Here is a 17,333-nt window from a genome sequence, read left to right as displayed (position 1 = left end):
AACGTATAAACCATGAAATATATCAGTCAATCTTTACTTGCTCTGGCAATGGGCTGTTTGGCAGCCTTACCTGCTTCTGCTCAGGATAAAATTCATTATACGGGAACCGAACTGGCTAACCCGGCTTATCACGACGGACAACTTAGTCCGGTGGTGGGGGTGCATAATATTCAGATTATGCGTGCCAACCGTGAATTTCCCGATTCGTCGAATGGTAACGGGTGGACTTACAATCACCAGCCGATGCTGGCTTATTGGAACGGACAGTTTTATTATCAATACTTGTGTGATCCGGTTGATGAGCACGTGCCACCTTCGCACACGGTGCTGATGACTTCAAAGGATGGCTATCATTGGACCAATCCGCAAATCGTATTTCCGGAGTACAAGGTGCCCGACGGATACACCAAAGCCGGTCGTCAAGACGTGGCAAAGAACCTGATTGCTATTATGCATCAACGTGTAGGGTTTTATGTTTCCAAATCGGGTAAGCTCATCACCATGGGTAACTACGGCGTAGCGATGGATAAAAAAGACGATCCCAATGATGGTAACGGCATTGGTCGTGTGGTACGTGAGATAAAGAAAGACGGTACTTACGGACCCATTTACTTCATCTACTACAATCACGGCTTTAATGAAAAGAACACCGCTTTTCCCTATTTCAAACGAAGCAAGGATAAGGCGTTTGTGAAAGCTTGCCAAGAGATACTCGATAATCCGCTTTATCGCATGCAATGGGTGGAAGAGGCCGATCGCAATGATCCTATCATTCCTCTGAACAAAGAATACAAAGCGTTTAACTACTATACTCTTCCCGATGGGAAAATTGCCTGTTTGTGGAAGCATGCACTGACTTCCATCAGCGAAGACGGAGGCAATAACTGGGCTGAGCCGGTATTGCGTGCCAAAGGTTTTGTGAATAGCAATGCTAAAATATGGGGACAACGTTTAAGCGACGGTACGTATGCAACCGTATACAACCCGTCGGAATTCCGTTGGCCGCTCGCTATTTCATTGAGTAAAGACGGTTTGGAGTACACCACGCTCAACCTGGTTCACGGTGAAATTACCCCCATGCGTTACGGTGGTAACTATAAATCATACGGTCCGCAATACGTTCGCGGCATTCAGGAAGGCAACGGCACACCGAAAGACGGTGATTTGTGGGTTGCTTACAGTGTGAATAAGGAAGATATGTGGGTTTCACGCATTCCGGTTCCGGTCAAGCTAAAGGCCGCTGCACATGCCGATGATGATTTCTCACAATTTGCCGAACTGTCGCAGTTAACCGATTGGAATATCTATTCTCCCGTATGGGCACCTGTGTCGCTCGATAAAAACTGGTTGCTGTTGCAAGACAAAGATCCGTTTGATTATGCCAAAATAGAACGCAAGATTCCTGCAACGAAGGAACTGAAAGTAGCCTTTGATTTGCAGGCCGGTCAAAACGATAAAGGCACACTTCAAATTGAATTTCTTGATGAGAACGGCATTGCCTGTTCACGTTTGGAACTGACGGCCGATGGCGTTTTGCGTGCTAAGGGTGGCTCGCGTTTCGGTAACATCATGAAATACGAAGCGGGCAAAACATACCATGTTGAAGCCTTATTGTCTGTGGCTAACAGAAGCATTCAGGTGTTTGTTGACGGAAAGAAGGCGGGTACACGTATGTTCTATGCTCCTGTTGCTGCTATTGAGCGAATTGCTTTCCGTACGGGTGAGCTGAGACAATTTCCTACACCGGAAACACCGGCCGATCAGACTTACGACCTGCCCAATGCCGGCGCGCAAGATGCTTTGAGTACTTTCCGTGTGGCCAACTTCAAAACCTCTTCGACCGATGTGGATGCAACCGCTGCTTTCCTGAAGTATGCTACTTTCAGTCATTATGCTGATTACTTCAATAACATGGAAGATGAAAACATCGCTCAGGCTATTCCTAACTCCGAAGCATCGGCTTGGATGGAACAGAATATTCCGTTGTTTGAATGTCCTCAGAAGAATTTCGAAGAGATGTATTACTATCGTTGGTGGAGTCTGCGCAAGCACATCAAAAACACTCCGGCAGGTTATGGAATGACCGAATTCTTGGTCAATCGTTCGTATGCTGATAAGTATAACCTCATTGCCTGCGCCATTGGTCACCACATTTATGAGAGTCGCTGGTTGAGAGATCCGAAGTATCTGGATCAGATTATACATACTTGGTACCGCGGTAACGAAGGCGGACCGATGAAGAAGATGAATAAATTCAGTTCATGGAATGCAGATGCCATTTACAACCGTTTCTTGGTTGATGGCGATAAAGACTTTCTACTCGATATGATGACCGATTTGGATACCGAATACAAACGTTGGGAAAGCACCAACCGCCTGAAGAATGGTTTGTACTGGCAGGGTGATGTGCAAGACGGCATGGAAGAATCGATCAGTGGCGGTCGCCGTAAGCAATATGCTCGTCCTACCATCAATAGCTATATGTACGGTAATGCCAAAGCGCTTTCAAACATGGGATTGTTGGCTGGCAACGAAGGTATTGCCATGAAGTATGCTTTGAAGGCCGATACCTTGAAGCAGTTGGTTGAAGGCAAATTGTGGAACGAGCGTCATCAGTTCTTTGAAACCATGCGCACAGATTCTTCTGCCAATGTGCGCGAAGCTATCGGTTACATTCCTTGGTATTTCAATCTGCCCGATGCACGCAAGCATGATGTGGCTTGGAAGGAAGTCATGGACGAAAAAGGTTTCTTGGCTCCTTACGGTATGACTACTGCCGAACGTCGTCACCCAGAGTTCCGTACGCGTGGTGTGGGCAAGTGCGAGTGGGATGGGGCTATCTGGCCTTTCGCTTCGGCTCAAACGCTTACGGCTATGGCCAACTTTATGAATAACTATCCGCAAACGGTGCTCACTGACAGTGTGTACTTCCGTCAGATGGAGTTGTATGTGGAATCTCAATACCACCGTGGTCGTCCGTATATTGGTGAGTATCTCGATGAAGTTACCGGCTATTGGTTGAAAGGTGATCAGGAGCGTTCACGTTATTACAATCACTCTACTTTCAACGATTTGGTGATTACCGGTTTAGTAGGTTTACGTCCGCGCACAGACAACACAATTGAAGTGAATCCGTTGATACCGGAGGACAAGTGGAACTGGTTCTGTTTGGACAATGTATTGTATCACGGCCACAACATTTCTATTGTTTGGGACAAGGACGGATCTCGTTATCATGCAGGCAAGGGGCTTCGTGTATATGTGAACGGCAAACTGGTGGGACAATCTGACCGTTTGCAGCGACTGGTATGCAAGGATGTTTTGAACTAATCAGCATTTATGGGCTATAGCAATAAAATAATAGTATGTTTTTTTATCGGGTTGCTTTACTCTTTCCGTAGCCTCTGGGCCATGGAAGTGGTAAAACCCACCTGTGAAATGACGGTCGACCCGCTATGCGTAAGTACGTTGACGCCTCACTTTGGGTGGCAACTGACTTCGTCCGTACAGGCCGATGCACAAACAGCTTATGCCATTGAAGTCTACGCCCTACAGGGCGCAAAGCGTACGCTGGTATGGCAATCGGGCAAAAAAGTGTCTTCTCAAAGTCAACATGTGCCCTATGGAGGTGCTCCGCTTACACCGGCACAAAAATATAGTTGGAAAGTACAAGTTTGGGATGCAGCAGGGAAGCTTGCTGCCTGGAGTGCAGAGGCTGTTTTCGGCATAGCTCCTTCAAGTTCTTTCTTTCAAAATGCGCATTGGGTAGGAGCCATTACGCAACAGCAGGCTAAACTACCTGCTGGTCGAAAATTCCACGGTACCGACATGAAGAAGCCTGAGGTGAAGGCGTTGTGGGATGCTGTAGACAGTTTGTCGTCCAAGAGCATCAGCCTGCGACGCAGCTTTACCGTGAATAAAAAAATAGTCGGGGCAATGGTTTACGTTTGCGGTCTGGGACATTATGAACTCAGCCTGAATGGTCAGAAGGTGGGCAACAGCGAGTTTGCCCCTCTGTGGAGCGACTACGACAAAACGGTGTATTACAACGCCTACGATGTGACTTCTTTGCTGAAAGAAGGAGTCAACGCTATAGGTGCTTTACTAGGCAATGGATTTTACAATGTGCAGGGTGGCGGACGATACCGCAAACTGCAAATCGGTTTCGGGCCACCTACTTTGTTGCTCAAGATGGTGATTACCCATGCAGACGGCACACAGGAAGAAATTTGTTCGGATGCCCACTGGAAGTACGCTTTGAGTCCGGTTACTTTCAATAGCATATACGGTGGTGAAAGCTACGATGCCCGCTTGGAACAAAAGGGATGGAACACTGCTGCTTTCCATGATGCTGACTGGAAACCGGTGGTGATTCAGGAAGCACCCAAAGGGACCCTTCGTCCGCAAGAGGCTTCACCGGTGAAAATCATGGAGCGTTATGGCATTCAGAAAGTAACCCGGCTGACGGCTCAACAGGTAGAGGCGGCATCGAAGTCGACCAAAAGAACGGTGGATCCTTTGGCTATGGTGCTCGACATGGGGCAGAACCTGGCCGGTTTTCCGGAGATTACCGTGCGTGGCAAGAAAGGACAAAAAGTAACCTTGCTTGTGGCCGAAGCACTTACCGATGAGGGGGCTGTTAACCAAAGACAGACAGGGCGTCAGCACTATTACGAATACACCCTCAAAGGTGAAGGAGACGAAACGTGGCATCCGCGTTTCTCATACTATGGTTTCCGCTACATTCAGGTTGAAGGAGCCGTATTGAAAGGACAGAAGAACCCGCAGAAACTTCCTGTAATCAAAAACATACAGTCATGCTTTGTATATAACTCGGCTCGTGATGTAGCCACTTTCCGTTGCTCCAACGACGTGTTCAACAGTGCACACCGCATTATAGGCAAGGCCGTGCGCAGCAACATGCAATCGGTGTTTACCGACTGTCCGCACCGTGAAAAGCTGGGCTGGCTGGAACAATTGCACCTCAATGGTCCCGGTTTGTTGTACAACTATGACCTGACCACCCTCTTTCCCAAGGTGATGCAAGACATGGCCGATGCACAACACGACAACGGCATGGTTCCCACTACGGCACCTCAGTATGTAGTGTTTGAAGGCCCGGGCATGGATGTGTTTGCCGACTCTCCCGAGTGGGGTTCATCCATGGTTATTTTGCCGTTTATGTATTACGAAACCTACGGTGATGCTTCGCTTATAGAGCGTTACTACCGTAATATGCGCGCTTATGTGGACTATCTCACTTCGCGTGCACAGAACCACATTGTTTCGTTTGGTTTAGGTGATTGGTATGACTACGGCGATTTCCGTGCAGGTTTCTCGCGTAACACACCCGTTCCGCTGGTTGCTACGGCACACTATTACCTCGATATTTGCTACCTAGAACAGGCAGCACGTATGGTAGGTAACAAGTACGACGAAAATTATTATGCTGCCCTCAAAGCAAAGGTGAAAGCTGCATTCAACGATACATTCTTTCACCCCGAAACAGCTCAATATGGCACAGGCAGTCAGTGCAGCAATGCATTGCCGCTCTTCCTCGGTCTGGTGGAAGATGGAACACGCCCACAAGTGCTCCAAAATTTGGTGAAGGACATCAAAGCACACGGTAATCGCCTCACAACGGGTGATGTGGGCAACCGTTACCTGTTCCAGGCATTGGCGCGCAACGGACTCAATGAGCTGATGTACACCATGCATAATCACGAAGAAGCACCCGGCTATGGCTTTCAGCTGAAATTTGGCGCTACTACGCTTACCGAGCAGTGGGATCCGCGTCAGGGCTCGTCGTGGAATCACTTCATGATGGGACAGATTGACGAGTGGTTTTTTGCTTCATTGGCTGGTATTCAGGCCGATCCGTCGGCTCCGGGGTATCAGGATTTTGTGATAGCTCCCCAACCCGTGGGCGATTTGAAACAAGTAGAAGCTACCTTCCAAACGCTTTACGGAACCATTTCAGTGAATTGGACCAAAGAAAATGGTATCTTTACCCTCCGGACAAATGTGCCGGTCAACTGTTCGGCCCAATTGTTTATGCCCGGCGAAGAAACGCCCCGCCTGTTAAAGAGCGGCAGTTATTCATTTACTAAAAACTTAGAACGATGAACATACGTATTCTATTATTCTCCCTATTGATCGGCTTGCCTTTTGCCATGCGTGCAGAACGTGTTGACATGCGTGCGGCAGGTGCCAAAGCGAATGGTACTACGCTCAATACCCGGTTGATTAACCAAACCATCGACAGGCTTAGCAAGGGTGGCGGTGGTACGCTGTTTTTCCCTGCGGGGCGCTACCTCACAGGTTCTATCGTGATGAAGAGTAACATCACGCTGGAGCTGGAAGCCGGTGCCACACTGCTCTTTTCCGATGATTTCGACCAATACCTTCCGTTTGTGGAAATGCGTTACGAAGGGGTGATGATGAAGAGTTTTTCGCCGCTTATTTATGCGGTAGATGCCGAGAATATTACCATAAAAGGAGAAGGTACTCTCGATGGTCAGGGCAAAAAATGGTGGATGGAGTTTTTCCGTGTCATGATTGACTTGAAGGACAACGGTGTGAGAGACATCAATAAATACCAGCCCATGTGGGACAAGGCCAATGATACGAAAGCATTGTACGCCGAAACGAATGAAGATTATGTAAACACGTTGCAGAGACGCTTTTTCCGTCCGCCATTCATTCAGCCTTTGCGCTGCAAGAATGTGAAGATTGAGGGAGTGAAGATTGTTAACTCTCCCTTCTGGACTGTCAATCCGCAGTTTTGCGATAACGTTACGGTGAAGGGTGTAACCATTCACAACGTGCCTTCGCCCAATACGGATGGCATCAACCCTGAATCGTGCAGCAACGTGCACATCAGTGACTGCCACATTTCGGTAGGTGATGACTGTATCACCATCAAATCTGGACGCGATTTGCAGGGTCGCAAAGCCGCTGCTCCGTGCCAGAATATTACCATTACCAATTGCACCATGCTGGCAGGTCATGGTGGTGTAGTGATTGGTAGTGAAATGAGTGGGGGAGTGAGCAAGGTGGTTATCAGCAATTGTGTGTTCGATGGAACCAACAGGGGGATTCGTCTGAAATCAAGCCGCGGTCGCGGGGGTGTGGTGGAAGATATTCGCATCAGCAACATCGTGATGCGCAACATCAAGAACGAGGCCATTGTAATGGACCTGATGTACAGCAACATGCCTGCCGAACCGCTGAGCGAGCGTACGCCGATCTTTAGAGATATTCATGTTTCCGGACTGACTGCCCGTGACGTGAAAACACCAATTTTTATCAGAGGTCTCGACGAGGCACCCATCTCGGATGTTTCCTTGCGCGACATCAACATACAGAGTCGTGAGAAACCTCAGTTTTTGAATTACAAGAACCTATCATTGACCGATGTAACGATCAACGGTCAAACAATAACACTGGAATGATACCGATGAAGAAATTAGTCATGGCAGCCATGCTGCTAAGCTCTGCAGGAGCAAATGCACAGACATACGAAAACCAGTTTGCTCGTCCGCTGCACGACGTGCTGGCCGACATACAAACACGTTTCAACGTGCGCCTGAAATATGATATCGATACGGTAGGCAAGGTACTTCCTTATGCCGATTTCCGCATTCGCCCGTACTCTGTTGAAGAGTCACTCACCAACGTATTGGCACCGTTCGACTATAAGTTTGTGAAGCAAGATGCGCAAACGTACAAACTTAAAGTATATGAGTATGCACGTCGCACAGATGCCGACGGAGAAAAAATGCTGGCTCACCTGCAAGCACTGTATGCCGATAAAGCATCATGGGAGCAACGGAAGGCTTGTTTGCGTGCCGAGGTACGTAGCAAGTTAGGACTCGATTCTTTGATGGCCAAACGGGTGATAAGTAAACCCATCCTTTCCAAAATACGCAAGTTCGATGGCTACACCGTTCAGAACTTTGCGTTGGAAACCTTGCCTGGACTGTACGTTTGCGGTTCCATATACACCCCTCGTACTTCGGGGAAACATGCGTTGATAGTTTGTCCCAACGGACATTTCGGTGGCGGGCGCTACCGCGAAGATCAACAGCAACGCATGGGTACACTGGCACGTATGGGAGCTGTTTGTGTGGATTATGATCTCTTTGGTTGGGGCGAATCGGCTTTGCAGGTAGGCGGTGCGGCTCACCGTTCCAGTGCGGCGCACATCATTCAGGCAATGAACGGACTTTCCATTCTCGATTACATGCTTACCCGCAAAGATATTGATAAAACCCGTGTAGGGGTAAACGGCGGTTCCGGTGGTGGAACGCAGACTGTTTTACTCACTGCACTCGACGAACGTTTTACGGCTGCGGCACCGGTCGTAAGTCTGGCTTCACACTTCGATGGTGGCTGCCCCTGCGAAAGCGGCATGCCTGTTTCACTAGCTTGTGGAGGAACCAATAATGCCGAATTGGCTGCCATGTTTGCCCCACGTCCCCTGCTGGTGGTTTCCGATGGCAAGGACTGGACAGCGAGTGTGCCTACATTGGAACTCCCTTACCTGCAAAAAGTGTACGGATTTTACGGAGCGGCAGATAAGGTGACCAATGTACATCTTCCTCAGGAAGGGCATGATTTTGGTATTAACAAACGCACGGCTGTCTATGACTTCTTTGCTTCGGTGTTTAGTCTTGATAAGAGCAAGTTCGATGAGAAGAAAGTAACCATCGAACCTCAGGAGGTTATGTTTAGCTTTGGCAATAAGGGTGAGTTGATGCCTGCAACGGCCATCCGCTCGTTCGATGCCTTGGCGGTGTATTTTGATAAAGGCAGGTTTGCCCAACTGCAATCCGATTTGAGTTTAGAGAAAAAAGCAGCCGAATGGGTAGCTTCTTTGCAACTGAAAGACCAGAAAACAGCCGGATACGTTACCACGCTGATTTATAATCACCTGCGTGCTGTGCGCGATTGGCACAACGATCATCCTTTTACCACTATTCCCGAAGGCATTAATCCGCTCACGGGCAGTCCGCTCAGCGAGCTGGAACGCTCCCTGATAGCCGATTCGGCCATGCCGAAAGAGGTGCACACCAAGCTGATGAACGGCTTGCGTAAGTCACTTACCGAGGAGCAGGTAGAGGCTATTCTCGATAAATATACGGTGGGTAAAGTGGCTTTCACCATGAACGGTTACAAGTCCATTGTGCCCGACCTCACAGAGAAGGAGGAAGCTACCATTTTGGCTCATCTCAAGCAGGCTCGCGAACAGGCTATCGACTACAAAAGCATGAAGCAGATTTCGGCTGTGTTCGAGATGTACAAGAATAAGTGTGAGGCATATCTGAACAACAACGGTCGCAACTGGCGTCAGCTTTTCAAGGCTTACGTTGACAAGGTGAAGGCCGAAAAGGCTGCTAAAAAAGCAGCGGAGCAGAAGCAATAAGGTGGCGGTAATGCTCCCAATTGCTCGGGGCATTTGAGTGGATTGCTCGTTGCAATTGGTGCAATTGCTCGTGGCAGATTTCAAACTGCTCGTGGCTCTTGGATAAGAAAGTGTTTAAACGTTGAAAAACGAAATAAATAATGATGAAAAATAAATCTTTGTTACGAACAGCAGCTGTATGGGCTGTGGGACTGGTGTCGCTGTCGATGCAGGCTCGCGAATACAAACTGTGGTATGACAAACCGGCGGCGGTGTGGACAGAAGCGCTACCGCTGGGAAACGGACGGCTGGGAGCCATGGTATTTGGCACTCCGGGTGTGGAGCAAATTCAGCTGAACGAGGAGACTATCTGGGCAGGTAGACCCAATAACAACGCCAACCCCGATGCTTTGGAGTACATCCCCAAGGTACGCGAACTGGTCTTTGCCGGCAAGTACCTCGAAGCACAAACCTTGGCTACGGAGAAGGTGATGGCCAAAACCAACTCGGGCATGCCTTACCAAACGTTTGGCGATTTGCGCATTTCCTTTCCCGGACATACCCGTTACACGGATTATTACAGAGAATTAAGTCTGGACTCGGCCCGCACGGTGGTGCGCTACAAGGTGGATGGCGTTACGTACCGTCGTGAAACCATCACGTCGTTCACCTCGCAGGTGGTGATGGTTCGTCTCACCGCCGATAAACCCGGAATGATTACCTGCAATGCATTGCTTACTACACCGCATCAGGATCCGGTTATTGCTTCGGATGGCAATTGTGTAACACTATCGGGGGTGTCTTCGTGGCACGAGGGGCTCAAAGGTAAGGTCTTGTTTCAAGGTCGCCTCACGGCTACTACGCAAGGAGGAAAAGTAAGTTGTCAGGACGGTACACTCTCTGTTGAGGGAGCCGATGAAGCGGTATTGTATGTATCCATTGCTACCAATTTTAATAACTATAAAAACATCGACGGCAATGAAGTGGAGCGCTCAAAAGACTTTCTGGACAAGGCTTTAAAGCGTTCCTATGCCGACGATGTGAAAGCTCACGTGGCTTACTTCCGTCAGTTCATGGATCGGTCGTCTCTGGACTTGGGCGACGATCAGTTTCCCCATGTAACAACAGACATGCGTGTGGAGCGTTTCAAGGAAACGAATGATGCGTTCTTGGTAGCTACTTACTTCAAATTCGGCAGATACTTGCTGATCTGTTCTTCGCAACCGGGTGGACAACCGGCTAATCTTCAGGGCATCTGGAACGATAAACTCTTCCCGTCGTGGGACAGTAAATATACGTGCAACATCAACCTCGAAATGAACTATTGGCCCTCAGAGGTGACCAACCTCAGCGAACTGAACGAACCGCTCTTTAAGTTGATTAAGGAAGTGAGTGAAACCGGACGCGAAACGGCTAAAACCATGTATGGTGCCGATGGCTGGGTGTTGCATCACAATACAGATATATGGCGCATAACGGGTGCACTCGACAAAGCACCGTCGGGCATGTGGCCATCGGGTGGGGCATGGCTGTGCCGTCACCTGTGGGAAAGATACCTTTACACAGGCGATGTGGCATTTCTGCGCTCGGCTTACCCCATTATGAAAGAGGCAGGCGTGTTCTTTGATCAAACGATGGTGAAAGAGCCCGTGCACGGTTGGCTGGTGGTTTGCCCCAGTAACTCGCCCGAGAATGTACATGCAGGCAGTGAAGGCAAGGCTACCACGGCAGCAGGTTGCACCATGGACAACCAGCTGGTGTTCGATCTCTGGTCGGCTATCATCACCTCGGCACGTGTGTTGGGTGTAGATGCTGCCTTTGCTGCACACCTGGAGCAACGCATAGCCCAGCTGCCTCCTATGCAGGTGGGACGATGGGGACAATTGCAGGAGTGGATGTTCGATTGGGATGACCCCAACGATGTGCATCGTCACATTTCACACCTCTACGGTTTGTTTCCCAGCAACCAGATTTCCCCTTACCGTACACCGGCTTTGTTTGACGCAGCCCGTACCTCACTCATTCACCGTGGCGATCCCTCAACCGGATGGAGCATGGGCTGGAAGGTGTGCCTCTGGGCCCGTTTGCTCGATGGTGACCATGCATATAAACTCATAACCGATCAGCTCACACTGGTGCGCAACGAGAAGAAAAAAGGAGGTACATACCCTAACCTGTTTGATGCACATCCGCCTTTCCAGATTGACGGTAACTTTGGCTGTACGGCCGGCATTGCCGAAATGTTGATGCAGAGTTACGACGGATTCATCTACTTGCTCCCCGCACTGCCTTCGCTGTGGAAAGAGGGAGAGGTGAAGGGACTGATGGCTAGGGGAGGCTTTGAGCTCAACCTGAAGTGGAAAAACGGAAAAGTAGAACGGCTTACCATTAAGTCGCACGCCGGTGGCAACTGTCGTCTGCGTTCGCTCCATCCGCTTAGCGCCAAAGGCCTGAAGAAAGCCAAAGGAAAGAATCCCAACGCACTCTATGAAGTGCCCGTCATAGCACAACCTTTGGTCAATGAATCGGCCAAGTTGAATAAAGTGGAATTGAAACCTACTTATTTATATGACCTTCCTACTCGTGCAGGAAAGGAATATGTAGTTATTGGAAAATAAAAAGAATAAATAATAAACGCGAATGATATGATGAAGACAAATGTTTTTTGGTATTTCTTGTTTTTGTTGATGTTAACAGCCGGTAACGCGTCGGCTCAGAAGAAAACAGCGAAAACGTACATCCCCTGGAGTAACGGTAAATTGGTTGTTTCTGAAGAAGGTCGTTACCTGAAACATGAAAACGGAGCGCCTTTCTTTTGGTTGGGTGAAACCGGATGGCTTTTGCCCGAACGCCTGAACCGCGATGAAGCGGAATATTATCTGGAACAATGCAAACAAAGAGGTTACAATGTGGTTCAGGTGCAAACCATGAACAATGTTCCCTCCATGAATGCCTACGGACAATACTCGTTGGTTGATGGTTTCAACTTCAAAGACATCAACAAGAAAGGGGTGTACGGTTACTGGGATCACATGGATTATATCATTAAAACAGCGGCCAACAAAGGTATCTACATCGGTATGGTGTGCATCTGGGGAACTCCCGTCAGCAAAGGTCAGATGAGCGTCAAAGAGGCTCAGGCTTACGGTAAATTCCTGGCAGAGAGATACAAGAACGAACCCAATGTTATTTGGTTCATTGGTGGCGACATTCGTGGCGATGTGAAAACTGCCGAATGGGAAGCACTAGCCAAAAGCATCCGTGCGATTGATAAAAACCACCTGATGACTTTCCATCCGCGGGGTCGTACCACATCGGCTATGTGGTTTAACAAAGCTGAGTGGTTGGACTTCAACATGTTCCAGAGCGGACACCGTCGTTACGGTCAACGCAATGGCGATGGTGATTACCCCATTGAAGAGAATACCGAGGAAGATAACTGGCGTTTTGTGGACAGAAGCTTTGCTGAGAAACCGCTGAAACCGGTTATCGACGGTGAACCGATCTACGAGGAAATTCCTCAAGGGTTGCATGATCCCAACGAAACTCTCTGGAATGACAACGATGTACGTCGTTATGCTTACTGGTCGGTTTTTGCCGGTTCATTCGGACATACATACGGTCACAATTCCATTATGCAGTTTATCCGTCCGGGTGTGGGTGGTGCTTACGGAGCCAAGAAACCTTGGTACGAAGCGTTGAACGATCCCGGCTTTAACCAGATGAAATACATCAAGAACCTGATGCTTAGCTTCCCGTTCTTCGATCGTGTACCCGATCAGAGCATCATTGCCGGAACCAATGGAGAACGTTACGATCGTGCCATTGCTACGCGTGGCAACGACTACCTGATGGTGTACAGCTACACCGGTCGCCCCATGCAGATTGACTTGAGCAAAATCAGCGGTGCCCGCAAAAATGTGTGGTGGTACGCAGCCAAAACAGGTAAGTTGGAGTATGTAGGCGAGTTCGACAGCAAGGTGGTTAACTTCCAACACGACAGCGGATACATCAGTGGCAACGATCAGGTGCTCATTGCTGTAGATGCTTCAAAAGATTATGTGCAGAAGGGGTGGACTGAGTTGCCCGATGCACAGCAAAAATGGAATAAATAAATTCTTGCTATCATGCATAACAACAAATTGATATACGCATTCCTGTTTGCCTTGTTGCTGCCTTTGGCAGCCTGGGCAAAGGTGGATGTCACCTACCTGCGCACTGAGCAGATGGTGAATCCCATGGGAATAGATGCAGAAACGCCTCGCCTTAGCTGGCGACTGGTGTCGGCCGAACGCAATGTGATGCAAACTGCTTACCACGTTCTGGTGGCTTCTTCGTTAGAGAAGCTCAACAAGAACGAGGGTGATTTATGGGATTCGGGTAAGGTAAACTCCGATGCATCCATTTGGGTCTCTTATGCGGGCAAGGCGTTGAAAAGCAACGTCAGATGCTATTGGAAGGTAAAAAGCTACACTACTCGTGGCGAAACGGGTTGGAGCGAACCGGCTCATTGGAGCATGGGACTGCTTTCCGAGAACAACTGGAAAGGTCGCTGGATTGGTTATGACGGTACGTTCCCCTGGGATAGCGACACGCAATGGAGTCGTCTCAGTGCACGTTACCTTCGCAAGGAGTTCAAGCTGGGTAAAACGGTGAAGCAAGCTACCGTTCACATCTCCGGTTTGGGGTTGTACGAGCTGTACATCAACGGGCACAAGGTGGGCGATCAGGTGTTGGCTCCTGCACCTACCGACTACCGCAAAACGGTTTTGTATAACAGCTTTGATGTAACATCTTTGCTTCAGTCTGAAAATGCGGTGGGAGTTACCTTGGGTAACGGACGCTTCTACACCATGCGTCAAAACTACAAACCTTATAAGATTCCTAACTTCGGTTATCCCAAGATGAGGTTGAACCTCATTGTGGAATACGCAGACGGAACCTCGGAAACCATTGCGAGCGATCCGTCGTGGAAACTCACTGCCGAGGGTCCCATACGCAGTAACAACGAATACGACGGTGAAGAGTATGATGCCCGTAAGGAACTAAAGGGCTGGGCTACTTATGGTTACAACGATGCTGCTTGGGTGTCTGCACAACGTGTGGGCTTGCCTATGGGAACACTTCGTGCTGCCATGTCGCCCAACATGAAAGTGGTTGACACACTGAAACCTGTATCTATCACCCAAGTGGGCAAGAAGTATATTCTTGATATGGGGCAGAACATGGTAGGATGGATCCGCCTCAAAGTGAAAGGTAATGCAGGCGATTCTATTCGTTTGCGCTTTGCCGAATTGTTGCAGAAAGACGGCGAACTGTATGTAGCCAACCTTCGTGATGCGCGCGTTACCGATACCTATATTGTGCGTGGCGATGAAGCAGGTTGTACATGGGCTCCTCGCTTTGTATACCACGGCTTCCGCTACGTGGAGGTGACGGGTTACTCCCATGCTACCGTGAATGATTTTGTGGGCGAGGTGGTGAACGACGAGATGGAAACCATCGGCTCTTTCACTACATCGAACAGCACGCTGAACCAGATATACCGCAACGCTTTCTGGGGCATACGCGGTAACTACAAAGGAATGCCGGTTGACTGTCCGCAACGCAACGAGCGCCAACCTTGGTTGGGCGACAGAACCACCGGTTCATTGGGTGAGAGCTTCCTGATGGAAAACGGTCCGCTTTATGCCAAATGGATGGACGACATCCGCGAGGCACAGCGTGAAGACGGTTGCATACCCGATGTGGCTCCTGCTTTCTGGAACTATTATTCGGATAACATGACTTGGCCGGCAGCCCTGCTATTATCGTCGGATATGCTCTACACTCAGTTTGGCAACCTCAAACCCATTGTGAAGAACTACGCAGCCATGAAGCTGTGGCTGGAGCACATGCGCAAGGAGTACATGACGGAAGAGTATATTGTTACCAAAGATACCTATGGCGACTGGTGTGTGCCACCCGAAGGACTGGACATGATTCACAGCCGCGATCCGAAACGTCAAACCGATGGTAAGCTCATCTCTACCGCTTACTATTATAAGATGCTGCAACTAATGAAACGCTTTGCCACGTTGCAAGGTTTCACCAAAGATGTAGCTGAGTTTGATGCACTGGCAACTAACATAAAGACTGCATTCAACAAGCATTTCCTTACGGTTAAAAAGGGAACTTCTAAAGTACCGGGACATACGCTGTATCCGGACAGCATTTACTACGGAAACAATACGGTAACGGCCAATCTTTTGCCTCTGGCATTCGAGCTGGTTCCGCATGAGTATGTAGAAGAAGTGGCAAAGAATGTAGTGACGACCATCATTACCACTAACAACGGGCAAATCAGCACCGGCGTAATTGGTGTGCAATGGCTCATGCGCGAGCTCAGCAAAATGGGACGTGCCGATATTGCTTATCTGTTGGCTACCAACAAGAAATATCCTAGTTGGGGTTACATGGTTGAGAACGGTGCTACTACCATTTGGGAATTATGGAATGGCAACACAGCCAATCCGCAGATGAACAGCGGCAACCACGTCATGTTGTTGGGCGACCTGATGGTGTGGTGCTACGAAAACCTGGCGGGCATCCGTTCCGACAAGCAACAGGTAGCATTCAAACACATCGTGCTTCGTCCGGATTTTGAGATTCAGGAGCTTAGCAAGGTCGATGCATCCTACATCACACCCTATGGAAAAGTGGTCAGCAAATGGAGCAAAACTCCCACTCACTTAGAATGGGATGTGGAGATTCCGGCTAATACCACAGCAGAAGTGCACTTACCCAATGGTAAGGTGGAACAAATTGGTTCGGGTACTTACCATTATAGTGTGCAAATTCCCACACGAAGCAAGGCTATCTTGTCGGATGAGTTTTTGTACGAGCAAGCATCATTCCCCGAATGTCACGGAGCAACCATCGTGGAGACTCCTCAAGGAGATTTAGTCGCTTCTTTCTTTGGCGGAACCAAAGAGCGCAATCCCGATTGTTGCATCTGGGTATGCCGCAAGGAGAAGGGAAGTGACAAGTGGACAGCCCCTCAAATGGCTGCCGATGGTGTGTTTAGTCCCACTTTCCGCAAAGCATGTTGGAATCCGGTGCTGTTTCAGGTGCCCGGAGGCGACTTATTGCTGTTCTTTAAAATAGGTCTCAAAGTATCCGACTGGAGTGGCTGGTTGGTTCGTTCTAAAGACGGTGGTAAAACATGGAGTAAGCGTGAACCGCTTCCCGAAGGTTTCCTGGGCCCGATAAAGAACAAGCCCGAATTTGTGAATGGGCGCATCATCTGTCCGTCGAGCACGGAGGGCAGTGGCGGTTGGCAGGTTCACTTTGAAATCTCCGACGACCTGGGCAAAACATGGAAAATGGTTGGCCCCATCGGAGCGACTGAAGCACTACCCACTTTGCTGCAAGGCAAAGCCAGTGGTCCCGAAGACATGGAAGCAGGTGAGAACTTCGAACAGAAAAAGCATGTGGTGCAAGCCATTCAACCCAGCATACTGAAGCACAAAAACGGCAAGCTGCAAGTACTTTGCCGTACACGTAACGGGAAAGTCGCTACGGCCTGGAGCAGTGATAACGGTGACACCTGGTCACCACTGGAACTGACTTCGGTACCCAATAATAATTCCGGTACAGATGCCGTAACATTGAAAGACGGTCGCCATCTACTTATATATAACAACTTCGGTACGTTGCCCGGCACACCGAAAGGCGTGCGCACACCGCTTAGCGTGGCCGTATCTAAAGATGGTAAGAACTGGAAAGAAGTGTTGGTGCTGGAAGACAGTCCCATTAGCCAGTACTCGTACCCGTCTATCATACAAGGTAGTGACGGCAAGGTACATGCCATTTATACGTGGCGCAGGCAGCGCATAAAATATCAATTGATTGACCCTAAAAAGTTTTAAGATAACATTCGGATAAC

The 17,333-nt window shown here is 49.1% G+C and carries 7 protein-coding genes; all 7 read left to right on the top strand.

Translation table 11 applies throughout. The features are described from left to right. The first annotated feature begins 12 nt into the window (after nt 1-12). The 7 genes from C511_RS0114780 to C511_RS0114750 all read left to right on the top strand — a co-directional run bounded on the left by C511_RS0114780 (nt 13) and on the right by C511_RS0114750 (nt 17,316). Nucleotides 13-3,330, top strand: coding sequence for an MGH1-like glycoside hydrolase domain-containing protein (locus C511_RS0114780; protein ID WP_027318347.1), 3,318 nt, complete (start codon nt 13-15; stop codon nt 3,328-3,330). 81 nt (nt 3,331-3,411) lie between these two features. After that, entirely contained in the window at nt 3,412-6,126 is a 2,715-nt protein-coding gene (locus C511_RS0114775; protein WP_394356864.1) for a glycoside hydrolase family 78 protein, read from the top strand. Further along, nucleotides 6,123-7,454, top strand: coding sequence for a glycoside hydrolase family 28 protein (locus C511_RS0114770; RefSeq protein WP_027318345.1), 1,332 nt, complete (start codon nt 6,123-6,125; stop codon nt 7,452-7,454). The genes C511_RS0114775 and C511_RS0114770 overlap by 4 nt, the downstream gene beginning before the upstream one ends. 5 nt (nt 7,455-7,459) lie before the next feature. After that, a complete protein-coding gene (locus C511_RS0114765; RefSeq protein WP_024995761.1) occupies nt 7,460-9,427 on the top strand; it encodes a 6-O-methylesterase in 1,968 nt (655 codons plus the stop codon). Between the two features lie 206 nt (nt 9,428-9,633). Next, nucleotides 9,634-12,024, top strand: coding sequence for a glycoside hydrolase family 95 protein (locus tag C511_RS0114760; protein ID WP_244877243.1), 2,391 nt, complete (start codon nt 9,634-9,636; stop codon nt 12,022-12,024). Between the two features lie 30 nt (nt 12,025-12,054). Beyond that, nucleotides 12,055-13,521, top strand: coding sequence for a glycoside hydrolase family 140 protein (locus tag C511_RS0114755; protein WP_148297689.1), 1,467 nt, complete (start codon nt 12,055-12,057; stop codon nt 13,519-13,521). A gap of 12 nt (nt 13,522-13,533) precedes the next feature. Then, nucleotides 13,534-17,316 (top strand): family 78 glycoside hydrolase catalytic domain, encoded by a 3,783-nt coding sequence (locus tag C511_RS0114750; RefSeq protein WP_051260539.1) that lies wholly within the window; start codon nt 13,534-13,536, stop codon nt 17,314-17,316. Nucleotides 17,317-17,333 lie beyond the last annotated feature (17 nt).

The organism is Bacteroides graminisolvens DSM 19988 = JCM 15093 (assembly GCF_000428125.1).
Taxonomy (GTDB): domain Bacteria; phylum Bacteroidota; class Bacteroidia; order Bacteroidales; family Bacteroidaceae; genus Bacteroides; species Bacteroides graminisolvens.
This window is presented reverse-complemented; position numbering and strand designations above follow the sequence as displayed.